This is a genomic window from Sphingobacterium sp. LZ11T8, assembly GCF_024261425.1.
In the GTDB taxonomy this organism is placed as follows: domain Bacteria; phylum Bacteroidota; class Bacteroidia; order Sphingobacteriales; family Sphingobacteriaceae; genus Sphingobacterium.
The window spans coordinates 137,470-161,830 of sequence record NZ_JANBZY010000010.1 but is presented as its reverse complement, the minus strand read 5'-3'; the positions used below and the strand labels follow the sequence as shown (position 1 = coordinate 161,830).

The 24,361-nt window shown below is 39.0% G+C and carries 29 protein-coding genes; 18 read left to right on the top strand and 11 right to left on the bottom strand.

Annotated elements, in window-relative coordinates:
* Positions 1-3: 3 nt before the first annotated feature.
* From NLF99_RS18715 to NLF99_RS18700, 4 genes are all read right to left on the bottom strand, one after another.
* Positions 4-870, bottom strand: coding sequence for an NAD(P)-dependent oxidoreductase (locus tag NLF99_RS18715; protein WP_254530089.1), 867 nt, complete (start codon positions 868-870; stop codon positions 4-6).
* 8 nt (positions 871-878) lie between these two features.
* Entirely contained in the window at positions 879-1,994 is a 1,116-nt protein-coding gene (locus tag NLF99_RS18710; RefSeq protein ID WP_254530087.1) for an aldo/keto reductase, read from the bottom strand.
* A 101-nt stretch (positions 1,995-2,095) separates the two neighbouring features.
* Positions 2,096-3,031 carry a DUF1801 domain-containing protein gene (locus NLF99_RS18705; protein WP_254530085.1) on the bottom strand — a complete coding sequence of 312 codons (936 nt, stop codon included), beginning with the start codon at positions 3,029-3,031 and terminating at the stop codon, positions 2,096-2,098.
* Positions 3,032-3,042: 11 nt separating this feature from the next.
* Positions 3,043-3,495, bottom strand: coding sequence for an SRPBCC domain-containing protein (locus NLF99_RS18700; protein ID WP_185217913.1), 453 nt, complete (start codon positions 3,493-3,495; stop codon positions 3,043-3,045).
* A 241-nt stretch (positions 3,496-3,736) separates the two neighbouring features.
* Here NLF99_RS18700 and NLF99_RS18695 point away from each other — a divergent pair, with 241 nt between their 5' ends.
* The 15 genes from NLF99_RS18695 (at position 3,737) to NLF99_RS18625 (ending at position 12,035) form a co-directional block, all read left to right on the top strand.
* Complete coding sequence (locus NLF99_RS18695; RefSeq protein ID WP_254530083.1) at positions 3,737-4,588, top strand: alpha/beta fold hydrolase; 852 nt, start codon at positions 3,737-3,739, stop codon at positions 4,586-4,588.
* A 74-nt stretch (positions 4,589-4,662) separates the two neighbouring features.
* A complete protein-coding gene (locus NLF99_RS18690; protein WP_254530081.1) occupies positions 4,663-5,079 on the top strand; it encodes an SRPBCC family protein in 417 nt (138 codons plus the stop codon).
* A 12-nt stretch (positions 5,080-5,091) separates the two neighbouring features.
* Entirely contained in the window at positions 5,092-5,487 is a 396-nt protein-coding gene (locus tag NLF99_RS18685) for a VOC family protein (RefSeq protein WP_254530079.1), read from the top strand.
* Position 5,488: 1 nt separating this feature from the next.
* Positions 5,489-5,941 (top strand): hypothetical protein, encoded by a 453-nt coding sequence (locus NLF99_RS18680; protein ID WP_254530077.1) that lies wholly within the window; start codon positions 5,489-5,491, stop codon positions 5,939-5,941.
* Between the two features lie 2 nt (positions 5,942-5,943).
* Positions 5,944-6,378 (top strand): DUF1801 domain-containing protein, encoded by a 435-nt coding sequence (locus NLF99_RS18675; protein WP_254530075.1) that lies wholly within the window; start codon positions 5,944-5,946, stop codon positions 6,376-6,378.
* Positions 6,379-6,452: 74 nt separating this feature from the next.
* Positions 6,453-6,869, top strand: a complete 417-nt coding sequence (locus tag NLF99_RS18670; protein WP_254530073.1) for a DUF6157 family protein — start codon at positions 6,453-6,455, stop codon at positions 6,867-6,869.
* Positions 6,870-6,984: 115 nt separating this feature from the next.
* Positions 6,985-7,467: an SRPBCC domain-containing protein gene (locus NLF99_RS18665; protein ID WP_185211967.1), complete on the top strand. Its 483-nt coding sequence runs from the start codon at positions 6,985-6,987 to the stop codon at positions 7,465-7,467.
* Between the two features lie 57 nt (positions 7,468-7,524).
* Complete coding sequence (locus tag NLF99_RS18660) at positions 7,525-7,971, top strand: VOC family protein (RefSeq protein ID WP_185211966.1); 447 nt, start codon at positions 7,525-7,527, stop codon at positions 7,969-7,971.
* Between the two features lie 95 nt (positions 7,972-8,066).
* Positions 8,067-8,444 carry a VOC family protein gene (locus NLF99_RS18655; RefSeq protein WP_254530071.1) on the top strand — a complete coding sequence of 126 codons (378 nt, stop codon included), beginning with the start codon at positions 8,067-8,069 and terminating at the stop codon, positions 8,442-8,444.
* 30 nt (positions 8,445-8,474) lie between these two features.
* Positions 8,475-9,050 carry a dihydrofolate reductase family protein gene (locus NLF99_RS18650; RefSeq protein ID WP_254530069.1) on the top strand — a complete coding sequence of 192 codons (576 nt, stop codon included), beginning with the start codon at positions 8,475-8,477 and terminating at the stop codon, positions 9,048-9,050.
* A gap of 91 nt (positions 9,051-9,141) precedes the next feature.
* Positions 9,142-9,966, top strand: coding sequence for a VOC family protein (locus NLF99_RS18645; protein ID WP_254530067.1), 825 nt, complete (start codon positions 9,142-9,144; stop codon positions 9,964-9,966).
* A 14-nt stretch (positions 9,967-9,980) separates the two neighbouring features.
* On the top strand, positions 9,981-10,511 hold the full coding sequence (locus NLF99_RS18640) for a DUF1697 domain-containing protein (RefSeq protein ID WP_254530065.1): 531 nt from the start codon (positions 9,981-9,983) through the stop codon (positions 10,509-10,511).
* Positions 10,512-10,536: 25 nt separating this feature from the next.
* Positions 10,537-11,058, top strand: coding sequence for an SRPBCC family protein (locus tag NLF99_RS18635; protein WP_185211961.1), 522 nt, complete (start codon positions 10,537-10,539; stop codon positions 11,056-11,058).
* Between the two features lie 5 nt (positions 11,059-11,063).
* Positions 11,064-11,372 (top strand): nuclear transport factor 2 family protein, encoded by a 309-nt coding sequence (locus NLF99_RS18630; protein ID WP_254530063.1) that lies wholly within the window; start codon positions 11,064-11,066, stop codon positions 11,370-11,372.
* 123 nt (positions 11,373-11,495) lie between these two features.
* A complete protein-coding gene (locus NLF99_RS18625) occupies positions 11,496-12,035 on the top strand; it encodes a hypothetical protein (RefSeq protein ID WP_254530061.1) in 540 nt (179 codons plus the stop codon).
* Here the strand turns inward: NLF99_RS18625 and NLF99_RS18620 are convergent.
* The 6 genes from NLF99_RS18620 to NLF99_RS18595 all read right to left on the bottom strand — a co-directional run bounded on the left by NLF99_RS18620 (position 12,032) and on the right by NLF99_RS18595 (position 19,542).
* The gene (locus tag NLF99_RS18620; protein ID WP_254530059.1) at positions 12,032-13,162 is read right to left on the bottom strand and encodes a serine hydrolase; all 1,131 of its coding nucleotides are present in this window, start codon (positions 13,160-13,162) and stop codon (positions 12,032-12,034) included. The genes NLF99_RS18625 and NLF99_RS18620 overlap by 4 nt on opposite strands.
* Before the next feature lie 131 nt (positions 13,163-13,293).
* Entirely contained in the window at positions 13,294-13,668 is a 375-nt protein-coding gene (locus NLF99_RS18615; RefSeq protein WP_185211957.1) for a YkvA family protein, read from the bottom strand.
* 563 nt (positions 13,669-14,231) lie between these two features.
* Positions 14,232-16,310: a catalase gene (locus NLF99_RS18610; RefSeq protein WP_254530057.1), complete on the bottom strand. Its 2,079-nt coding sequence runs from the start codon at positions 16,308-16,310 to the stop codon at positions 14,232-14,234.
* A gap of 24 nt (positions 16,311-16,334) precedes the next feature.
* On the bottom strand, positions 16,335-17,540 hold the full coding sequence (locus tag NLF99_RS18605; RefSeq protein ID WP_254530055.1) for an FAD-binding oxidoreductase: 1,206 nt from the start codon (positions 17,538-17,540) through the stop codon (positions 16,335-16,337).
* Between the two features lie 148 nt (positions 17,541-17,688).
* Positions 17,689-18,969, bottom strand: coding sequence for a C4-dicarboxylate transporter DctA (dctA, locus tag NLF99_RS18600; protein WP_368041480.1), 1,281 nt, complete (start codon positions 18,967-18,969; stop codon positions 17,689-17,691).
* A 141-nt stretch (positions 18,970-19,110) separates the two neighbouring features.
* Positions 19,111-19,542, bottom strand: coding sequence for an SRPBCC domain-containing protein (locus NLF99_RS18595; protein ID WP_185211953.1), 432 nt, complete (start codon positions 19,540-19,542; stop codon positions 19,111-19,113).
* 286 nt (positions 19,543-19,828) lie between these two features.
* Here NLF99_RS18595 and NLF99_RS18590 point away from each other — a divergent pair, with 286 nt between their 5' ends.
* The 3 genes from NLF99_RS18590 to NLF99_RS18580 all read left to right on the top strand — a co-directional run bounded on the left by NLF99_RS18590 (position 19,829) and on the right by NLF99_RS18580 (position 21,807).
* Positions 19,829-20,953: a CofH family radical SAM protein gene (locus tag NLF99_RS18590; RefSeq protein ID WP_254530051.1), complete on the top strand. Its 1,125-nt coding sequence runs from the start codon at positions 19,829-19,831 to the stop codon at positions 20,951-20,953.
* Between the two features lie 8 nt (positions 20,954-20,961).
* A complete protein-coding gene (gene scpB / locus NLF99_RS18585; RefSeq protein WP_185211951.1) occupies positions 20,962-21,522 on the top strand; it encodes an SMC-Scp complex subunit ScpB in 561 nt (186 codons plus the stop codon).
* A gap of 120 nt (positions 21,523-21,642) precedes the next feature.
* On the top strand, positions 21,643-21,807 hold the full coding sequence (locus NLF99_RS18580; RefSeq protein ID WP_185211950.1) for a hypothetical protein: 165 nt from the start codon (positions 21,643-21,645) through the stop codon (positions 21,805-21,807).
* A gap of 203 nt (positions 21,808-22,010) precedes the next feature.
* On the opposite strand, the gene NLF99_RS18575 is transcribed toward NLF99_RS18580, so the two are convergent.
* On the bottom strand, positions 22,011-24,305 hold the full coding sequence (locus NLF99_RS18575) for a GH92 family glycosyl hydrolase (RefSeq protein ID WP_254530049.1): 2,295 nt from the start codon (positions 24,303-24,305) through the stop codon (positions 22,011-22,013).
* Positions 24,306-24,361 lie beyond the last annotated feature (56 nt).

Sequence of the window (24,361 nt, the reverse complement as noted above, 5' to 3'; positions counted from 1 at the left end):
GATTTACGATTCTAAATTTCCATGCTCTTTGATGAATGGGATAATGCTCATGACATCCATCGTAGCAAACCCAGCATCCTTGGCTCCCTGATAGGTCTTTAGGATATCCTGGGTCAATGGGTAATCAGCACCGGCATCTACCGCCAATTTTACATCTTTCAGCATAAGGTCAACCGAAAAGGCTGCGGGGAATTCATTCTTGATGATGGAAGCGGTCTTAACTTTAGAGGCTCCACTACCGCTGGCACTTTCATTGATAATGCTCATCATATCTTCTCTGGATATTCCCAGTTTTTCTGCAAACAGAACAGTTTCAGCCATTCCTTGATATAATATGGACAGGTAATAATTGATACAGAGTTTTGCCGAAACACCCTTTCCATTTTTACCCATATATTTCACCTCCTTGCCCATCAATTCCAGATAAGGCATAACGCGCTGTTTGTCCCCTTCCTCGGCACCGACCATAAAAATCAAGGTTCCCTCTTTGGCTGGCTGGGTACTACCAGCAACTGGCGCATCGATGAAACTGGCACCTTTCGATTTCGTGATTTCAGAGATGGTCTTGGAAGCATCTTGGGAAATGGTACTCATATCCACAAACAACTTCCCTTTGATGTCCATGGTCAATATCGTCTCGTAGACGGCATGTACGGCATCATCATTGGTCAGCATAGTAAAAATGATATCGCAGTTCTTTACGAGGCTTCCGATATCATTGCAAGGAGTGCTTTTTTCAGCAAAATCTTGCATTTTCTCTGCAGTCCTGTTGTATACATAGAGGTCCAATCCAGCTTTTTCTAGATTCTTTGCCATTGGCTTCCCCATATTTCCCAAACCGATGAAGCCGATTTTATCTTTTATATCCATGCTGCAATTTAAGCATTTGGTACTGGAGCTTGTTCAGAAATAATCTTTTCATGTTTCAGCTCATCCCAGAATCCACTTGGTATTTTCACTTCAAAGGAAGCTGCATTTTGCTTGGCCTGTTCTGCTGAACTAGCTCCAGGAATAACAGAAGACACAACCTCCGGTGCTGCTGAAAATTGCAGAGCTGCTGTCCTGAGATCAACCTGATGGTTATCGGCAACCTGTTGAAGCTGTTTTAGCTTTTCGGCTGCAAATTCAGGGATCTTGGATCCATAGAGGTACCGAGGCTTGCCGGCTAGGAAACCCGCGCATAGTGGAGCGCCTACCACAATGGATAAACCTTTTTCGGCAATTTTAGGAAAGACCTGGGTCAGGTCGTCCTCATAATGGATCAGGGAATATTGGCAGGCAGAGAGGAAAATATCCGGATCTGCTACCTCTATCGTCTTTAAGATAGGTTCAATCGTATTGACCCCTAATCCCCAAGCCTTGATGATTCCCTCCTCACGCATTTTGGTCAGTTCCTTAAATGCTCCATTCTTTGCCGTTTCAAAATATGAGAGCCAATCTTTCCCCATATCGCCATTGTCTGGAGACAGATCATGGACAAATACTATGTCCATCGACCCAATGCCTAATCGCTGTAAACTATCTTCAACCGATTTCCTTGCCCCTTCAGCCGAATAATCATATTTATAGGAGGCATTCATTTGCCCCTTCCACATCAAACCTTCTTGTTTGTAATTATCGTGTGGCACCAATATCCTTCCAATCTTGCTGGATATGCTGTATTCCTCCTTGTTTTTTTCTTTCAGATACAGGCCCATCCTTCTTTCACTGATGCCTAGGCCATACCATGGCGAAGTGTCAAAATACCTGACTCCAGCATTCCAAGCCGCATCCATGGCTTCATGACAAGCCAGGTCTGTGTTATGGTTAAATCCATTTCCTAACGCTACTCCTCCAAAACCACTAAGAGTTTTGGGACGAAACCTTCCTGATTGATTGTTTTTTTCCATTAAATTTTCTTTGCTTATCGGTCTATTTCCGGCATAGGATTTCCAGCCTAAGGAAAGGCTGCCACCTAAAACTAAACCTTGGTTGATAAAATCTCTTCTATTCATTCATTGATTATTTAAAGATTTATGAAAACCCTCTATTAACTGAACAGATAAAATTTGTATTTGTTGTATTAAAACAAAAAAAGCCTATCATTAAGATAGACTTATTTCTTGTATTTATCGTGTAAACCTTTTCCTTCGAGGATCAAAGGTTTTATTTTTTCCACCCGACTGAGTTTGGTTTTCTCTTGTTTGGCTTCGTCAATGTATTCGATATATTCTTTTTTCTTTCCGGGAGTAAGCTTTTCAAATGCTTCATTGAATATCCTGTCTTTCGCAAGCTCTTCTTTCAACAGGCCATCCACTTGTTTTGGGGCAGAACGGTCTGGTTTGATTTCCTTTCCATCCTTGATGGTCTGAACGGATTCTTCGATATAAGCTAGGATTTTCTTTTCATCCATATCCTTGATATCGGTAAACCTCCATTGCCTTAAAGATTTGGTTTTTCCTTCCGAAGCTGTAACCAAAACTTTTTCTTTATCCTCAATGAAAACTCCATTGTAGAACCACAAAGAAAAGAAATCCTTGAATCCACCCCATCCAATGACGTTCTTACCTTCGAAAGTATAGACATCGGACCCCCATTTAATTTCTCGCTTGAGTGGCGTTTTATTCTTTAAGACGATTTGGTTCATCAGTTCCTGACAATCGTTCCAGCGTTCATTTTTGGTTTCCCAACTAGGATATTCCTTTTCTTTTAATCGCTCGGCATTGAATTGCACGATATCTGTAATTAATTTTTCAGGCAGCGCTTGGTCCAATGGAATTTGAATGGCTCCTTTTGAGGTTTTATATGGCTTAAGGGCATCTGCAAAATGTTCGATAACTTCTGTTCCGGGATACAGTCCAAGGTGATTTTTGAACATGGCAAAATGGATCAAGTTTCCATTATACCTAAAAGTTGGCATCCTGTAATTGATAGTTTCCTTGGCTTCTTTTGGAGCCGCTTTTTTGATGATTGCGCGAACATCTTTCAATGTTTTTTGGGCTTCCCCATCAAAGCCTGCAATGTATTCATCGATATTGGTAAATGTTGACATAGGTAATCAGCTTAAGGTTTCATAAAATCAAAAGCCCCTTTTCTCAGGTTAATCCCATATTCAAGGCTAGCTTTCAGGGATGAAAGAAAATTAGCCCAACCTTCAGTTTGTCCAATGGCTTGCTTTATACCTTCTTCATTGACCGGCATATAGCTTTCCTTGATTCGGACTACCGTAAAATTATCATGGAAAGGTTCCAAAAAGATCTCTACCATCATCCCTTCTTCGCCTCCACTCCAATCAAATGATATGTAATCGTATGCCCGGATAAATTTTCCGGTTACCGGAAAGATATCTTCAAACTCAGGAAACTTCCATTCTACCGTCACTCCTTCCTCTAATCTTCCACTCGATCTTTCAATAAAATAATTGCTCATTTTTTCAGGATCTACTATAGCCTCAAAAACCTCTTCGATAGGTTTCAAGATCTGTATCGATGCTCTCGCACTTAGATTTTCGTTCATGTTGTTTTATTTGATAGTGTAAACCTAATTGAGTGTTATGCTAGGCTGAAAATGGATTATTAAAGTAGCTCTAGTTTTGTTAACGCCCTCAATTATGAATCTAATTTAATGTTTAATTTATCTTGAAAAAGATATTATTTATAAATCCATCCTAATGGACAGAATAAAACAGAAAAGATGATTACATTGTTTTATCATTAACGACGGACTAATTTATACAAAAAACCAGTTTACATAACATATGATGGATAAGATTGTACAGCATCAAAACATCAGTTTATTTACTCAATCCTTTGGAAATAAAAGAAATCCTGCCGTGGTACTGATTGCAGGCGCAACAGTTTCCATGTTGTTTTGGGACAGCGAGTTTTGCCAAAAGCTGGCGGACAAGGGGGTGTTTGTGATTCGATATGATTTTAGGGATACCGGTCAATCCACTTCTGTGCCTGAAGGTGAAGCAAGCTATGACATTGTAGATTTTGCTGAGGATTTGGTCGCTATTATAGATGCCTATGAAATTCCGGCAGCGCATTTAGTCGGTATATCTTTGGGCGGAATGATTGCGCAGATTGTAGCAATCAAGCATCCTGAACGGGTAAAATCTTTATGCCTATTCAGTACGATGCCATGGGGAGATTCGGACATTCCCGTCCCGGAAATGGACCCTAGGATTTTAGATTTCCATGCAAAAGCAGCTGAAATTGACTGGGAAAATGAAGACAAGGTCATCCATTATTTGCTGGAAGGATCCCATTTGATGAGTGGCAAAAAACCTTTGAACGTTTTGCGAGCAGAGAATTATTTACGGGAATCCTATCGCAGGGCAAATAATTTCAGGAGCCAGTTCAATCATGCCAGTATTGCCGGTGGTATGGAATACCATAATCAGTTGGATAAAATCAATGTTCCGGTCTTGGTAATCCATGGTACAGAGGATATTATCTGTCATTTTCAAAACGCCATATCTCTGATGCAAAAAATAAAAGGCCAAAATTTGGTTGTGCTTGAGGGTACTGGCCATGAATTGCATGAGGAGGATTGGAACCTGATCATCAATTCGATCAATAACCTAGTGAAGATTGGGGAGCAATAAATAATTTCTTGCCATAGGGCAAGTTGATGTAAATATTAATCCTTTAAATTCGACTATCACAAGAAAAAACTATAATGGAAAAGAAAAGAATTCACATTGAGACCTTAATCAATGCTCCTATTCAAACAGTTTGGGATGCTTACAATAATCCAGAAGATATTAAACAATGGAACCATGCATCGGAGGATTGGCATTGCCCCTCTTCTGAAAATGACTTACGCGTTGGTGGTAAGTTCAAAAACAAAATGGCAGCCAAGGATGGCAGTTTTGAATTTGATTTTGAAGGCACCTATACGGAAGTTACCGCCATGAACAGCATATCTTATGTATTGGGGGACAACCGAGAAACGGACATCAAGTTTAAAGACGAGAATGGAAAGACAGCGGTCAGCATTGACTTTGACATGGAAGCTTCAAATCCTGAGGATATGCAAAGGGATGGCTGGCAAGCGATCTTGGATAATTTCAAGAAACACGTGGAAAGCAAATAAAAAACGAAGAACATGACAGAAAAGAAATATAATGCAGGTCAGATCGTATGGGCAGATCTGACGACCAATCAAGCTGATTCCTTGAAGGAATTCTATAAAGATGTCATAGGTTGGCAGGAATATCCAGTGGCCATGAAAGATGGCGAGGAATCTTACAACGATTACGCGATGCTCTATGACGAGAAGAATCCAGCTGGAGGCATTTGCAACCAACGGGGAATCAATGCGAGCATCCCACCACAGTGGATCATGTATGTCTGCGTGGATGATGTGGCAGCTACACTGGAAAAGGCTATTGCCCGTGGCGGAAAGCTTGTGCATGAAAACAAGAAAGCCGATGGCACCTATAATTATGTAATCATTCAGGATCCAGCTGGTGCAGTTTTTGGGTTCGGTAAATTCCAATAAAATGAAAACAATATATTTTAGCGAGCAAATCAATGCTGATGCAAAAACTGTTCATTCCAAAATGCTAACCCGGGATAGTTATCGGGAATGGACAAAACCCTTCAGCCCTACATCAGATGTAAAAGGCAATTGGGAAGAAAATTCGAAAGTAAAGTTTCTATCCTTGGATCAAAATGGCAATGAGGCTGGAATGGTCTCGGTAATAGACAAGAATATCCCTGGAGAGATCGTGATCATCCGACATCTGGGCATGTTTGACCAGAACGGCGAAAAATATGAAGGTCCAGGAATTGACAATTGGCGAAATGCGCTGGAGATCTATAGGTTTAAGGAAGAAGGCGGGAAGACAAATGTCCTCTGCTCTTTGGAAATTTCTGATGAAGATGATCTACACATGTTTGATGAAATGTGGCCTGATGCATTAAAGAAATTAAAGGAAATCTGTGAACAATAGTTATGGCTAAAGTAAAAACGCAATTTACTGCAGATGATGTCTATGCATATATCGATGAAATAGACAATGAACAAAAGAAAAAAGACTCCTTGGCACTGATTGAGCTGATGGAAGAAGCTACTGGAGAACCAGCAATAATGTTCGGACCAAGTATTATCGGTTTTGGTCAATATCATTACGTATATCCTACGGGGCATCAGGGCGACGCCCCTTTATTGGGTTTTTCTCCTAGGAAAGCTGCCATATCCCTATATGTATTTACCGGATGTGAGGAACATAAGCATCTCTTGGAAGGTTTCGGAAAATTCAAGATGGGTAAAGCCTGTATCTATATCAAAAAACTGGAGGATATAAACATCGGTGTTCTCAAGAACATGATGAAAGAATCGATTGCATTTATTTCAGATAAATACGAAAGGATCCATCCAGAAAAATAAACTTAATGTTTGCAGTTGACAAACTGTTGTCACTCCAAGGCCCTAATTTTATTCTGTAATCCAAAAAATGTATCATGAAAGTACATAGCACGAATTATTACAACACGTTGATCACTGTGGCTGAGGACTGTAAAACTTTAAAAGGTGAAATACCACCTCTAAAGATCGACAAATTGACTGTTGCCAATTTGCAATATGATAGACTGATGAAAGAACCTGCAAAGGTTAATTCAGATGATCTGATCTTTGACATCCATGCGCAAAGGAAAGATTTACTTGAGGAGGAATTGGGAGAAGAACGAGAAAAATTCTATTCCAAAGGGCAAGCCTGTTTAAGGACCTCACCTCTTGCAAAAACCTATGGATGGGGCATTTATTACGATTCAGAAGGTAAAATACGGTTGATAGACAGTTCTAGCGATGAATATCAAACCATGTTATGGGATGAGTCGATCAAGAAGCTCCCAGCCATGCGTTCTTCTAAAAAATAGCTGACCATTCCATTTTTTGAACTGAAGTTTCATTACTTGTCCTATGGCAAGTGGATTCCTTGAGTCGCTCCGTACCTTAGATTTACTATTTGAAGAAAAACAAAACATATAAGCCATGGAAAAGAAATTTCAACATCAGATCAAGGAGAATGAAGTCATCATCACACGAACATTTGAAGCTTCTCAAGAACAAGTATGGAATGCATTTACCGATGCTAAAATATTAGATGAATGGTGGGCTCCCAAACCTTGGAAATGCAATACCAAAGAACAGGATTTTTCTGTTGGAGGACGCTGGTTATACAACATGACCGGTCCAAACGGAGAGATCCATTGGTCCTACCTAGACTATAAAGAAATTGACCCTCAGAATTATTATACGGGAGAAGATGGTTTCTGTGATGAAAATGGAAACCCAAACAAGGATTTTCCAAGTTCAACCTGGAGGAATGACTTTTCTTCCAGTGATGGAGTCTGCACAGTGACCTCCTCTTGCAAGTACGACTCGGCAGAGACCCTTAAATCCTATTTGGATATGGGCTTTCTCGAAGGCTATGAAATGGGATTGAACAACTTGGAGGCCCTACTCAAAAAGTAATCATAGACAAAAAATTAGACACATTAATTAAATATAAACCAGAAAAATTAAAACATTATGGCAAAGGTTCATGCTTATTTAAACTTTAACGGTGATTGTAAACAAGCTTTTGATTTTTATCAGAAGGTTTTCAAAACAGAGGTCCAAGGGACATATTTATTCGGTGATATGCCAGCAGATCCAAATTTTCCACCGCTACCTGAAGATGCCAAAGGAAAGGTCATGCATACCTCCCTGCAAATCAATCCTGATACCATGTTGATGGGTTCGGATGTAGTGGAAGGTTTCGGACATAAACTGACCAATGGAAACTCTATTTATATCATGTTGGATGTACAGACTCCTGAAGAAGCCAAGGAACTTTTCAATTCGCTTTCTGCAGGAGCAAGAAATATTGAAATGCCATTGGAAGAAACTTTCTTTGCTGAACTGTATTCTTCTTTCCAAGATCAATTTGGCATCAATTGGATGATCCATTTTGAAGGAAACAAGAAAATGGGTTAAAAGATCTCTGATCACTAACAATTAATCAATCAGTACCACATTTTCTGAAATGTGGTACTGATTGCTAAGGAATTCATTTTATTGCAAGGTATCGTATGGGAAAATTCAAACTCAATGCTAGCAACAATATCGCATTAAAGATTCCAGAAGATTCATTCGAAAAGACATTACATTTCTATCGGGATATACTCTTGATGGATACCGAGGAAATTAAAGTAAATGACCCTTCCGTCAGCAGGTCAGCAAAGGTATCCTTTGGTCCTATCTACCTTTGGTTAGATGCAGTTCCTAATAGAAAAGAACCGAAAGTACTATTTGAACTCAGCACAGACCAGCTTCAGAAAGCTATTGCTTATTTTAAAGCTAATGATATTGAGCTGGTCAATCCTGATGAAGAAGGATTAGAAAATGTGGATTGGATCAGGGATCCTGCAGGAAACATCCTTCACTTATCCACTGAAAACAAAGATTAGTAGCTCGGCTTCTAATAAAAATCACACATTATGAGAAAATTAATCGTACAAGAATATGTTTCGGTGGACGGTTTTGCGGCCGACCGTGATAAAACCACCAGCTTCTTTGACGGAACGCGCATGCATATCGGAAAAGAGGTAGATACGTATATGGTGGAATTCATCAAAACCATTGATAGCATCCTGTTAGGTAGAAAGACTTATGAAATGTTTCTGGACTTTTGGCCTAATGTTGATCCTTCCCAGGAACCGGTGGGACCTGGTCTGAACGCCACAGAAAAATATATTTTCTCCAATACATTGGAATCTGTTTCTTGGGGCGATTGGGATTCAGCCATCTTGGTGAATGAAAACTTTGCAGATTTCATTCATGAATTGAAAGCAAAACCAGGAAAGAATATAGTAGTCTGGGGAAGCCTCAGTTTAACGAAATCCTTGTTTGAGACCAAGTTAGTAGACGAACTACATCTCATGGTCTGTCCGGTAGCCATCGGAAAAGGTTACCATTTTTTATCCGAACAGGAAGAGCTTGTGAAGTTAAAATTAGTGTCGAACAATTCCTTTCCATCATCTGTTGTAAACTCGATATATCAAGTTTTGTATTAAGTGCAGAATCCAATAAAATAGCATAGCCATGTCCTTTATCGAAGAAATTATACTCCTCACTCAATTAAACGATATTATAAACTATAAAATAATGGCAAACAAGATAATACCTTCACTTTGGTTTGATAACCAAGCTAAAGAAGCATTTGATTTTTATACGGATGTATTTCCAAACAGCTCAATCATTAAAGACAATGGCGTCGTGGTTGAAGTCAATATCATGGGTTTGAACTTTATTGGGATCAATGGCGGTACTATTTTCAAACCTACCCCTGCAATTTCCTTTATGCCGGTCTTTGAAAGTAAAGAAGAGATTGACCAGGTATGGAACAAATTGTTGGATGGCGGTCAAATATTGATGCCATTACAGCAATATCCTTTTTCTGAATACTATGGATGGATTGCTGATAAATATGGTTACAATTGGCAGCTGTATTATGGACAACTGGAAAATGTCAACCACCAAGCAATTGTCCCTACCTTGATGTTCTGTGCTGAGCAACAGGGAAAATGTAAAGCGGCATTGAAGTTCTACGAAGAATTATTCCCAGATTTTGAGTTACAAGGCGTTTTGGAATATCCAGAAGGTCCTATAAAAGGACAGGTCCAACATACGCAATTTAAGGCAAATGGAGTGACCTTGGCTGCCATGGACTCTGGAGTTCCACAACCATTCAGCTTCAATGAAGCTACATCAATGACCATTGTATGTAAAGATCAAACGGAAATCGACTATTACTGGAATAAAATTACCGAAAGCGGCCAAGAAAGCATGTGTGGCTGGTGCAAAGATCAGTTTGGGGTAAGTTGGCAAGTGGTTCCAAAGGACATCAGTAAATTGCTTCAGAATAAAAATGCTGCTGATGCACTCATGAAAATGAAAAAAATTGAGATATCTTCGTTAGTAAATGCTTAACGAGAACACTAATTATGCAATATATCATCTTCTTAAGGGCAGTAAATGTTTCAGGCAAGAACCTGATCAAGATGGCAGAATTAAAAGAAAAGCTCGCTAAAGCTGGCTTTCGGGATGTGCAGACCTATATTCAAAGTGGCAACATCGTCCTGCAGTCGGATGAAGATTCCGAAAAGGTTGCAACACAAATTAATTCGTTGATCCTTCAAGAGTTTGGGTTAGATATCTCGGTCTTTGTTCTCACAGAAGAAGAATTAATGTCCTCACTGGAGGCTTGCCCCTTCCCTTCTGATTTAGCTCCGAATCATGTATTCATTACCTATTTGGACAACCAGCCTGAAAATGCTGCTTTAGAAGGTTTTAAAGCTATTGATCTTGGACAAGAGGAATATTTGCATAAAGGAAAACTATTCTACTTTTATTTGCCTTCGGGGATGGCAAAAAGCAAGTTGAACAATAATTTCATTGAGAAGAAACTGAAAGTGAATGCAACTGGCAGGAACTTGAATACCATTAACAAAATGCTAACGTTGATAACTAAATAATATCAAACAAAACAATTAACCACAGATGAAATTTTTAAAGTATTTTTTATTGACTGTACTAGGTATAGTTGCATTAATTCTGATCATAGCGGCTTTTGTCCCTAAGGATTTCCATGCTGGTAGTGAAATCAGCATCAACAAACCGAAATCAGAGGTCTTTGAGTATGTGAAACTGATGAGGAATCAAGGAAATTACGACAATTGGTCCCGACAGGATCCAAATATTGAGCGTCATTATGAAGGCACCGATGGTACTCCAGGCTTTGTTTACACTTGGAAAAGCAAGAAAGTTGGTGATGGGAAACAAGTGCTGACCAAAGTGGATTCTGCTGCTGGAAGAATTGAAATGGACTTATTCTTTAACGGAACAGGAGACGCCAATAAATCTTTTATGCAAGTCGATGCGATCAATCCGGAAAGCTCAAAAGTTGTTTGGGAAATTGATGGCAAAATGCCATATCCTTTCAACCTCATGGGCTTGTTCTTTGATATGAACAAGGATTTTGATGCAGGATTACGCCATTTAAAGGAGATTCTAGAAAAATAGGTAAGATGAAGGTAATTGCGCCCCAGGACTGTGACAATGCACCCAAGCGAAGAATCATCAGGGACCTCAATATTGCCTTTGCAAAAGGTGATGTTAAGGCACTCTCGGAACAGTTCCATAAAGATATCGAATGGGAAATGATTGGGGATAAAACCATATCAGGCTATGATGCTGTAGTCGAATATCTAGAAAAAATAAAAAGTTCCAAGGCTAATTCCTTGGAACTTAAACAGATCATCAGCCATGGAAAACATGCGGCAGCAAGCGGAATTCTTTGCTTTAATACCGAGAAAATAGCCTTTCATGACTTCTAAGAGTTTTCATCTGCTGGCTCTGATAAGATCAAGAGAATCAGCAGTATGGCAACTTCCATTTAAATAGACTTCAGTTTTTATTCAAGAATATTAACTATTTTTATTGTACTAATTATTAACGGTATGAAAAGATATTTTTTCTTTGCCTTAATGTTGGGGGCCATGGCTTGTAGCAATAATACCCAACAATCAAAACAAGATCCCTTAGATACGCTTGCCAATCTTGAATTCGATAAGAACCCCATCGGTAAAGAAGCTGGCTGTAAATGGCTAAAAGATAGTATTGAAAGCTATTTTGTAAAAGATAGTGGCTTCGATAAAATGAAATTGTTGACCACCGAGGATTATTACAACTTTAAGGTCGATGCCATGAATACCGGATTGGATATAGACAGCAGTATCACCAAATTTGAACTCAACCAAAAATGGGGCAATAAATTTGAAATAGATACAGCTAGTCTAGGACAAGGGTTTTTGATCTCTGGACAAGACTGGGGAGAAATCAAGGTTTCAAGCTGCGATCTCTTGGATGAAAACGCTTCAGAATTGAACTTAAAGCTGATTATTTCAGATTGCAAATTGCAAACGGACTATCACCGTGACATTAAACTTGTGCTAGAAAACAATCAGATCAAGATTGCTAATGTAAAGGAGTATGATTAATGCTCGTTAGCATAGGTATCACTTAACCATTTGAATACTGGCTTTTTCTCCTGTTGCATCAGTTTAATATCCAAGATATTTAATAGCTCTTCTATAAAAGGATTGATTTTCTTATCATCTCTATTGGTAAACAGACTGATATTGATGTCTCTCAAAGGAATGCTCATCACCAAATTGTTGAAACCTGTGCTTTCTCCGGTATGGAAAAACACCTTATTCCCAAATTGATCGGCGGCTACAAACTTGCCCATACTATAGGAACAGTCCTTATTTATAGCGATGATGTTTTTATCAAAAAAATCGTTAAAGCTTGATCCCTCTTCCATAGATTTAATGAAAGCTTGGTTCCAAAGTTTATATTCACTCGCGGAAGTATAAACCCCACCATCTCCCTTCGTAGCACTGGTAAGGCTTTGATCTGCAAAAACAAACTCATTATCCTTCAAATGATATCCATAGGCTCTATCCTTAATTTCGTCTTCAGGATTATAGACTAAGGAATTGTGCATATTCAATGGCTTAAAGAAATGATCCCAAACAAATTCGCTAAAGCCTTGTCCCGATACTTTCTCCACAATCAATGCCATAAGGCAATAGGCCGTGTTGCTATAACGAAACTTAGTTCCAGGACTGAAATATACTCGATCTAAAGGCTCAATTAATTTCAGCACATCCGAATCAAGTAATTGTTCCTTCAGACCTTTAGGAATGATCTCTTCATAGTCAACAATTCCAGAACTATGGTTCAAGAGTTGAGGTACTGTCGCATTCCTGATTTCTCCTTTAAGGTTTGGGAAGTAATCGCTCAACTTTGCAGTATTAACATCTATTTTGTTCTCCTTAATCAATTGATAAATAGCAGCAGCCGTAACCTGTTTGCTGACCGATGCCATTCTGAAGTTTGTTTGGACATCAATCTTCCTTCCAGTTTTTAAATCAGCAATGCCCTGCCCTTTTGCATAAATGGATTTATTGTTATTATCATAAACTTCCAGTACGATCCCTGGATCATTATCCTTGGGATAATACTCCTTCATAAGGTCATCTATCTTTGACTTCACATCCTCTTGTGCGAAAGTAAACTGCAAATTGAATAATAAAATAATGGCAATGATGGTCTGCTTCATAATTTAGGTATTAATTTCAGCCAATATAATTATTATTAATTGCAAAGACCTGAAACAATAATTATTTAACTAGATAAAAAATAGGCGTTAATTTTCATTAACACCTATCCCTAACTTATACTTTACTTGACCTAATTTACTGTGCTTATTCCAGTTTTCTGGAACTTTCTATAGCGATCTACCTCATCTGCTAACTTTGAAATTGCAAAGCCAACGATGGAAGCGTCATCCAACCATCCCAACACAGGGATAATATCTGGAATAGCATCTATTGGGGAAATAACATAGACGATAGTCCCCACAATAATGGACATATTCCATTTGTTCATCTTGTATCGACCGGAGAAAGTATCCTTTATCATTGATATCAATAGTTTGAACTCATTGGTTTTGCCTTCTAAATGCTGAGCTTTTCCTTCAGCGATCTCTATATCTTCGTTTGTTAATTTTCTATTCTTAAAAGTATTAAACAGTAACAATGCCCTGTTAAAATAGTTTTTTTTCATTCTGTTTTTCATCAGTTTTTAATAAGACCTCACAAATGTAAAACGGTTTAATGAGCAATTCATTATTTTCTTTCTAATTTTTAAGGACGCTTAGCTACACAGTTAAAGTATTGAAAACAAATAATTAACATTAACACAATATCCTGGAAACAATAACGTTATCATTATACAAAAGAGGTTATTTTAAAATCATTGAGACATTAGTTTCAAGAAGAAAAAGTTAAGATAACTTTTTAAGTGAAAAGGTTGACAATCGAAAAATGTCAACCTTTTCTATTTTATGAAAGATTTTTTTAATATTTTTTTTCTAAAAAATGCTTGTTTATTGCCCAATAGAGGGCATTATTAAAAAAATATTAAAAAAAAGTTAATAGATACACAATATTGCAGATACTAGGGCGTTTATAATTATACAAAAAAGGTTATTTTATTTTCAATTATGACGTGAGTTATAAAAAGAAAAAAAGAAGATAACTTTTTAAAGAAAGAGGCCGACTGTAAAAAGTTGGCCTCTTTTAATTTTTCTAGGAAGGAACTTTCCTACTGTTTTCCCTTTCCCAGATTCAATGCTTTTTCAATGCCTGGATAAAATCATTGATCCAATTGGCTCCCGCAGATTCACAATTTACTGCTTCATCTGTTTCAATAAAAGATTTCCCAATGAGTTTCTCCGCTTCTTTTGCAAAGGCTAAAGCCTTACAATGTCTATAGCCCTCATTTACAAATTGAAGATAATCTGGGTTTTGACCAAGCTTATCAATATTATCCCCAGCTGGAGTATAGAAACCATCAAAACAAACCGAAGAATCCGTCAGGTAAGAATGCTGCACTTCTTCCATATCGCCTTCCAAATACCTAAGATTTCCAACATGCGAGGAAACCAATACAGCCATTGCTCCTTCTTTCATCAATGCTTTGCGCATTTTATCCACCGACTTCTTACTAACACCATCATCTACCAAAAAAGCAATCTTTCTACTTGCTATGGTTCCTTCATCGCCCTTGACTTTCATGCTCAGGAATGCAGACTTTTCTACTTCTGGTTTATTAGGCTGGATCGGATAGTTTGGATGGTTTTGCTTCGCAAACTTTACCGTCAATGGATCTAAGGATTTTGAAGGCTTCAATCCAAGGTTTTTACCAATTGCATTTGCAAGGGCGGGCTCAACTTGATAAAGGATAGCCAATTCCCTTTTACGGATATCTTCTTTATTGACTTTTGACAATTCAAAACTGAAGGCATTTATCAGGTGAGTCTGTTCTTCTGTACTCAAGGAATGAAAGAACAACCTGGCTTGTGTAAAATGATCTGCGAAGGAATTGGACCTTGCCCTTACTTTCTTTCCATCTACTTGCTGCTTACCGGTCTGATAGCCCACCTCTCCTTTCATCATCGCTTGAAATGGACAACCATTTCCTTGACTATTTGGAAAATAACTCGAATTGCCTTTTAGGATATCCATCCTCGCAAACCCATCTTTTTGGTTATTGTGCTTTCCATTGATGGGCCTATTGATTGGCAGTTCATGGAAATTTGGACCTCCAAGCCTATAGTTCTGCGTATCCATATAGGAAAAGATTCTTCCTTGTAATAGTGGGTCATCTGAGAAATCAATCCCTGGCACCACTCTTCCTGGGTCAAATGCAGCTTGTTCTGTTTCTGCAAAGAAGTTTTCAGGATTACGGTTCAGGGTCATGGTTCCAATGATCTTTACTGGCACCAATTCTTCAGGTATTATTTTCGTTGGATCTAAGATGTCGAATGAAAATTTCATTTCATCTTCCTCTGGAATCAATTGAACACCTAGATCCCATTGTGGGAACTGTCCATTTTCAATGGCTTCCCAAAGGTCCCTGCGGTGAAAGTCAGCATCAAAACCTGAAATCTTCTGGGCTTCATTCCACGCTACAGAATGCACTCCTAGTTTAGGTTTCCAATGAAATTTCACGAAAGTAGCTTTACCGGCAGAATTGATAAATTTAAAGGTATGTACGCCAAATCCCTCGATCATCCGAAGGCTTCTTGGAATTGCTCGATCAGACATCACCCATAAAGACATATGTGCGGACTCGGGCATCAAAGAGATAAAATCCCAAAAGGTATCATGTGCAGAAGCCGCTTGAGGAATCTCATTGTTGGGTTCAGGCTTTACGGCGTGGATGACATCTGGAAAGTTCATAGCATCTTGGATAAAGAAAACAGGAATACTGTTCCCAACCAAATCATAGTTCCCTTCTTGGGTATAGAACTTTACGGAAAAACCTCTCACATCCCTTGCTAGATCTGTTGAACCCTTAAATCCAGCAACCGTCGAAAACCTCACGAACAAAGGAGTCACCGTTCCTTTTTTGAGAAAGTCTGCCGAAGTATATTCGCTCATATCCGCGGTCGCTTCAAAATATCCATGAGCACCTGAACCACGGGCATGAACCACCCTTTCCGGTATCCGTTCCCTATCAAAGTGCATGAGCTTATCAAAAAAGATATGATCTTGCTGTAAAGACGGTCCTCTATCTCCAACCTTTAGCGTATTGTTATTGTCATAAACAGGCACGCCGTCATTAGTGGTCATTACCTTGTTCATATTGTCAACAAGATGGCTGTCAATATGAGGTGCATCAGTATTCTTTCTTTTTTTCATGGTATTATAATTTTAATTAGACATTTATCTTCCAAAAGCGAAGTATGATGACAGTTTATGTTTTTTTCCTTTTAACCAATCCGAGACCATTTCCATCCCTGTTACCGAGAAGGTAATCCCATTCCCTCCAAAGCCTAAGACAAAATATGACCGTTTAAAATCCGGATGAGTGCCGATATATGGCAGACCATCTTTGGTCTCACCGAATGTCCCTGCCCAGGTAAAATCAGTTACAAAAGACTTATCCTCAAAGACCTTATTTAAGTCCTTTTCCAATTTCAATGATTTTTCACCCAATAGCTCATCCCTCTTCTGAGGGTTTCTGAACTCCTCATCCTCACCGCCTATTAAAAATCGGCCATCATCTGTGGTCCGCATATATAAATAGGGATCTGAGGTATTCCAGATCAGGTAATCATTGTACTTTTCGTAAAGCTTTTGATTTACCTCCGAAACGATGGCATAGGTACTCAGGAGATCGACAAACTTCTCCTTGATCAGATTGGCACTTTCATAGCCAATACAATAGATAATATGTTTGGCTTTTATCTTAGCCTTGGTATCCAAGTGAACAAGGTTGAAATCCTTTTTCTCTTCCACTCTCACAAGCTCGTTCTTATCAAAAATCTTTAATCCTCTTTTTTGATCGTACTGCAATAAATCATGCGCCAGACGGAAGGCATCGACACTTCCGCCATGCTTGGAAAGAATCCCTCCATGTGAATCTTTGATTTCCAACTTTTTCTCTATCTCATCCTTTTCCAACCAGCTCACATCAAATCCAGCTTGCTTTCTGGCTTCAAATTCCTTTTTCAACCAAGAAATATCTTTCTTTCTACAGGCATAGTACAGGGATAATTTCTTTTTGAAACCTGCTTCAGATTTTATCTTCGAGGCGATTTTCCCTAACTTATCAATGGATTCACAACAAGCCTTATAACTTTCTACTGCACCTTCCTTTCCAACCATATCTATCAATTGATACAAGGGGGTATCAATCTCATATTGCAACATGGATGTAGTAGCCGAGGAGCTCCCGTTCACGACTTCTCTTTTATCGATCACGACCGTTTCATAACCCTGCTCCACGCATTGGTGTGCAATCAGACTACCCGTAATTCCAGCCCCAACGACCAGAACATCGCATGCTAAATCATTTCTCAAGGAAGGATAAGATGAAATAATTCCATTCTTGACCAACCAAAAAGGTTCATTAGACTTTAAATCCATATAAAAATCTTAAACTGTGATACAATATCAACTTGGAATATTACTTTAACCAATAAAAGGAGGCTAATGTTTTACTTTTTTAGTTTTCGTGTTGTGATTTATCAAATTCTTTAAATAAAAAATCGCCCTTATGAGGCGATTCCAGATCTTATTTAATCTCTGCATGCGCAGAACCCAGCTTTTCATGAAGGAGGTCCTCATCCAAGCCCTTTTCATATTTGGCGACCACTATGGTAGCAGTAGCATTTCCAATAATATTGGTCAATGCCCTAGCCTCACTCATAAAACGATCAATCCCTAAGATCAAACCCACTGCCTCAACAGGGATATGCCCTACAACGGGCAAAGTTGCCGCAAGGGTTACAAAACCACTTCCGGTTACACCAGCGGCGCCTTTAGAAGTTAATAAGAGAACCAAGAGCAGGGTAATTTCCTGTTCTAGATTGAGGTGCATATTAAGGGCCTGTGAAATAAACACAGCTGCCATGGTCAGATAGATACAGGTACCATCCAGGTTGAATGAATAACCAGTAGGAATAACTAAACCAACGATCGGTTTGGAACAGCCTGCATCTTCCAATTTTTGCATCAGGCCAGGTAATGCCGATTCAGAAGAAGAAGTACCCAAAACAATCAATAACTCTTCTTTAATGTACTTTAGTAACTTGAAGATATTGACATTCACATAAAAATAGAGCACGGCACCAATCACACCTACAATAAAAACGATACAGGTGCCATAAAAACTGAGCATCAATAACCCTAAGGAGGATAATGCTTCGATCCCATACTTTCCAATGGTAAAGCCCATCGCCCCCATTGCACCAATCGGTGCCAAATACATGATCATCTTAATGACTGCAAACAAACCTTTTAAGAAGGATTGCAGGACATCGATCACTGGGGCTGAAGCCTTTTCACCAATTTTCGTAAGCCCAATTCCAAACAAAACAGCAAACAATAACACTTGTAGAAGATTATCTGATGCGACGGCTGCAATAACATTATTGGGAATAATGCTCAGGATAAAATCCATCACGCTATTATGTTCCTTGGACTCCTGTATATAATGAGAAACGGCTGAAGGATCTAAAGTCTTGGGATCAACGTTCATCCCCGTGCCTGGCTGGATCAGGTTCACAAATACCAATCCGATGATCAGGGCAATGGTGGTCATGATCTCAAAATAGATCAAGGAACTCAAACCAATCTTTCCGACTTTCTTGATATCCTGCATTCCGGCGATACCGATTACGATGGAACTAAAGATCAACGGGGCGATGATCATCTTGATCAACTTAATGAATCCGTCACCGAGAGGCTTTAGTTTAACAGCAAAATCAGGATAGAACACTCCGCATAAAATACCGATAAGGATGCCTAATATGACTTGTACATATAAACTGGAGAAAATTTTCTTCATATAAATCTTTAGATCCGTGAACGAATAGAATAGGTTTCAAAACTAAATGTAAAAAAAAATGAATTCCCATTGCTATTCTTCGCAGCAAGAATTCATTAATTAAGAAGTAGAAAAATGATATTCAAAGGGTTATGACAAAACCCTGTGTCACAATTTTTCGATAAATTTTGTTAGTGAATCACCCAAGATCCTTTCCCAACCCGACTCAAAACGTTCTTGGGAAAATTGTTCTCCGGCATCTCTGAAATGTTCCAAACCTTCATGGGTCAAATGCAAAGTGGTTGCTCCCCTCCTTGGAATAAACCTCCAAGTAATAACTGAATTCCCTTTTTTTTGCTTTGGATGGCGCCAAGTAAACTTAAATAGTTCCTCCGGTTTTACCTCCAAAACTTGGCATTGGTGAAAATCCTTTTCCTGCCTTTCAACCTTTGAAAACTCAAATTGGGCACCAACCTCCGTACTGAAATTAGGGATATCAAAGAACCAGTCCTTTAACTTTTGCTTATCGGTCATAGCCTGCCATAATGCAGCTGTAGAAATTGGGTATGTACGTTCAATATGGATAATGTCGTGGCTCATCAATGACCTCCTTTGTAGTGTACTTAAATATATGAATTTTCAACGCTACTTTATTATAAAACGGTAAACTGTAAGTAAAATAAATGTAAGCTTATTATTAAAACAACTAACTGATTTATAAGTTTTTGTATTCCAAAATTTATTCTAAAAATTAATTTGATTACCTGAATAAGCACTTATCTTCAAGCAACAATTTGATTAGGTGTTATTTAGGTTAATTTTAATCCATTTCAATTCTATTTTACATCTTCCGATTTCATAAAAAGCTCCGTATCTTTGTTATTACATGAATGTAAACAAACTGTTAGAACGTGCCTTGAACTTTGACTTCTTGACAAAAGAAGAAGGCATTTTCTTATATAAAGAAGCGGCAACTGCAGACCTTGCTTTTGTAGCCAACGAACTGCGTAAGATTCAAGTTCCCCATGGTAAGGTAACTTGGCAGATTGACAGGAACGTGAATACGACCAACGTATGTATCGCTAACTGCAAATTCTGTAATTTCTTCAGACGCCCAGGCCATGAAGAAAGTTACATTACGGACATTGAAACCTATAAGCAGAAAATCGAAGAAACGTTCCGCTATGGTGGTGATCAATTACTGTTGCAAGGTGGACATCACCCTGATCTAGGATTGAGTTTCTACACCAACCTATTCAAACAATTAAAAGAACTTTACCCAGCCCTGAAGCTGCACTCCTTAGGTCCTCCCGAAATTGCCCACGTTGCAAAATTGGAAGGCATGAGCCATCTTGAAGTCCTGACGGCCATGAAAGAGGCCGGTCTTGACTCCTTGCCAGGTGCTGGTGCAGAAATATTGAATGACCGAGTACGCAGATTAATCTCTAAAGGTAAATGTGGCGGACAGGAATGGTTGGATGTCATGCGTGCTGCCCATAAAATCAACTTGCCAACTTCAGCAACCATGATGTTCGGTCATATTGAGACCATCGAAGAACGCTTTGAGCATTTGGTATGGATCCGTGAGGTACAAAGCGAAAAACCTGCCGATGCCTATGGATTCATCGCATTTATCCCTTGGCCATTCCAGGATGACGGAACCTTATTGAAACGCCTTCGTGGCATCACCAATGATGTAACGGCAGATGAATACATCAGGATGATCGCCCTAAGCAGAATTATGCTCCCTAACGTCAAGAATATCCAAGCTTCTTGGTTAACCGTCGGAAAGCAGACTGCACAAATCTGTCTTCATTCTGGTGCTAACGATTTTGGATCCATCATGATTGAAGAGAATGTAGTTTCCGCTGCTGGTGCTCCCCACAGGTTCACTTCAAAATCCATTCAGGATGCAATCATTGAAGCTGGATTTGAACCTCAACTTAGAACACAGACCTATAGGTTCAGGGAATTACCAGAACAGATGGAAGAACAGGTTATTAATTATTAAGCATCGTTTTGAAAGATATTATATTAAATATTGAAGCTATCATCTTTGCATCTTCCGAAGGAATAAGCCAGAAAGACCTGCGTGAAATTTTACAGGAAGCCTTGGCCATTGAGATCAGTAAAGTGGAATTAGCAGAGTTTATTGGAAAACTTAAGGCTAAGTATGAATCCGAAGATTATCCCTTGGCATTGGTTTCCATCAATGATCAATTGCAGTTCTTGACAAAACCGGCCTACCACGATGCTATCAATCAGCTTCAAATCCATAAAGAAAGAAAAAAACTGAGCCAATCAGCACTAGAAACCTTGGCAATCATCGCCTATAGGCAGCCGATTACCAAATTGGAAGTAGAACAGATCCGCGGTGTGAACTGTGATTATTCCATTCAAAGGCTTTTGGATAAAGGCTTGATACAGATTGCAGGAAAGGCGAACAGCATTGGAAAGCCCCTGCTATATGCGACCAGCGGCGAGTTCATGAACCACTTTGGGCTATCCAGCACCAAGGATCTCCCTCAGCTTAAAGATATTGTAGCTGAAGAGAACAGTATCGGTGAAATCGTCGATTAAATCATTATAAGGTAGGATAAAATTTGTTTTAATTATTTTTAAAAAAAATTTATCAATTGAATTTTCTTCTATAATTTTACATAACAAAAGAAAAATATCATAATAAACAACATGGCTACAATGCAAGCAATTGAAACAGATGTAAAGGTTGATGAAAGAGTGCTCAACTTCAACGGTCCTGATGACGATGATGATGACTTTGATGACGATGATGAATTCGGATTAGACGATATCGATTCGATCGGCGGCTACGATGATTTTGATGACGATGATGAAGATTTTTAATCTTCACTAGCCAAAAAGCAATTAATTTACCAGAATACATCTAGTAAAGGAACATGTGCGCGCCCTAAGGTATGGGGTAAGATAAAACGAATTTTTATGGGCTTGAATTGATTTCAAGCCTTTTTTAATCTCTCCAACCTATTAACCTAAAAAAAGCTCCAAGACTAATCTTGGAGCTTTTTTTTCACTAGGTATTGATCAGTCTATTGATCGTCCTTACTGATGGAGTAAGGAAGGTCAGCTTTATTGATCCCTCTTTTCTTATTAGGCTCTGCACCCATGTCAAACTGCAGATTAGCACCTTTCAACAATTCACTATGATTGATATAGTTCTTTGTATAGTTCTTGCCATTCCATTTCATGTTCTGGATATAACGGTTCTGGTCAGAGTTGTTCTTAGACTCGATATTCACGGTCTTGCCATTGCTTAAATGCAAAGTGACCTTATCAAATACTGGCGATCCTAGCACGTATTCATCGGTAGCAGGAGTTACTGGATAGAAGCCTATGGCTGAAAACACATACCAAGCTGAAGTCTGGCCGTTATCCTCGTCACCACAGTATCCATCAGGATTTGGCGAATACATTCTGTTCATCGTTTCCCTGATCCAATACTGAGCCTTCCAAGGAGCTCCCACATGATTGTATAAGTAGATCATATGTTGGATAGGCTGATTACCATGCGCATATTGACCCATATTGGCAATCTGCATTTCACGGATCTCATGGATTGGGAAGCCATAATAGCTATCATCAAAAATTGGAGGTAAGGTAAATACAGAATCCAATTTGATTTCCATTGCTTTATGTCCACCTAACAATTTCGAAAACCCTTCAACGTCCTGGAATACGGACCAGCTGTAATGCCAACTGTTACCTTCTGTAAAAGCATCTCCCCATTTGAATGGATTGAATGGTGTAGACCATGATCCATCCTTATTCTTACCGCGCATCAAGCCTGTTGATGGGTCAAATAACTTCTGATAGTTATAAGCTCTCTTTTTGTAGAAATCTTTATCGGAATCTTTGTTCAATGATTTTGCTAATTGATAGATAGCAAAGTCATCATAAGAGTATTCTAGAGAACGGGCAGCATTTTCGTTAATTTTCACATCATATGGCACATAACCCAATTCATTATAGTATTCGGCCCCTGCTCTACCTACTGCTGTTATCGGCCCTGCATTGTTGGCACCTTTTAATACCGCCTCATACAAGGTCTCAATATCTTTAGATCTAACCCCTTTGATGTACGCATCAGCTACTACAGAAGCAGAATTGTTACCGACCATGATATTTCTATAACCAGGACTCGCCCATTCAGGCAACCAACCACCTTCACGGTAGGCGTTTGCCAAGCCTTCCTGCATCTTTTCATTGATCTCTGGGTACATCAAGTTCAGGAATGGAAATAAGGCCCTGAACGTATCCCAAAATCCGGTATCAGTAAACATATAGCCTGGTAGCACTTTCCCATTATATGGAGAATAGTGAACCACCTCGCCCTGTGCATTGATCTCATAGAACATCCTTGGGAACAATAACGATCGGTACAGGGAAGAATAGAACGTACGCATCTGGTCAATGTTTCCTCCTTCTATTTCAATCTTTCCTAATTCCTTATTCCAGATATCCTCTCCTTTTTTAACCTGTTCGTCAAATGTTACACCATCTAACTCCTTCAAGTTTTGAACCGCTTGTTCAGGACTAATAAAAGAAGAGGCAGCTTTCATCAACACTTGTTCACCTGCATTCGCATTCTGGAACCCTACAATAGCGCCCACGTGGTCTGCTTTTACCATAAACCGGCCATCAGTCAAAACTGAATCAGCGAAAGTTGAAACATTCGCAAATGGCTTATCAAAGGTCATCACGAAATAATTCTTGAAGTTCTCAGGAACTCCACCGCTGTTCTTCGTACTATAACCAACGATTTTGTTCTCCTTAGGAATAACTTCTACGTAAGAACCCTTATCAAAAGCATCGATCAATACAAAAGCTGAATCTGTTTTTGGAAAAGTAAACCTAAAATATGAAGCACGTTCTGTCGGAGTTAGCTCCACCTTGGTATCATAGTCAGCAAGGTATACTGAATAGTAATGTGGTCTTGCAACCTCGGCCTTATGCGAAAAGTAACTCGCACGTTTGTCCTGATCGAAAGTCTTATTATCGACCATCGCCATAATGGAAAATTGACCATAATCGTTCATCCAAGGTGATGGCTGATGGGTCTGTTTTATTCCACGCAATTTCTCTGCGGTATAGGTGTACATCCATCCATCGCCCATCTTTCCGGTTTGGGGACTCCAAAAGTTCATCCCCCATGGCAGGGCTATCGCTGGATAAGTATTACCGCTGGATAAAAAATAAGTAGATTGTGTACCCACCAAGGTGCTCACCAAATCGATCGGTTTCTCAACCTTCCCAACTTTTTGAGCAAATCCTGATAAGACAGTCGTACCTATCAATAAAGCTGTAGTAATAAATTTTAAGTTCATTTTGTGAAAAATAGGTTTTATCAATTTCTAAATATAGGAAAATAATTGACAAAGCC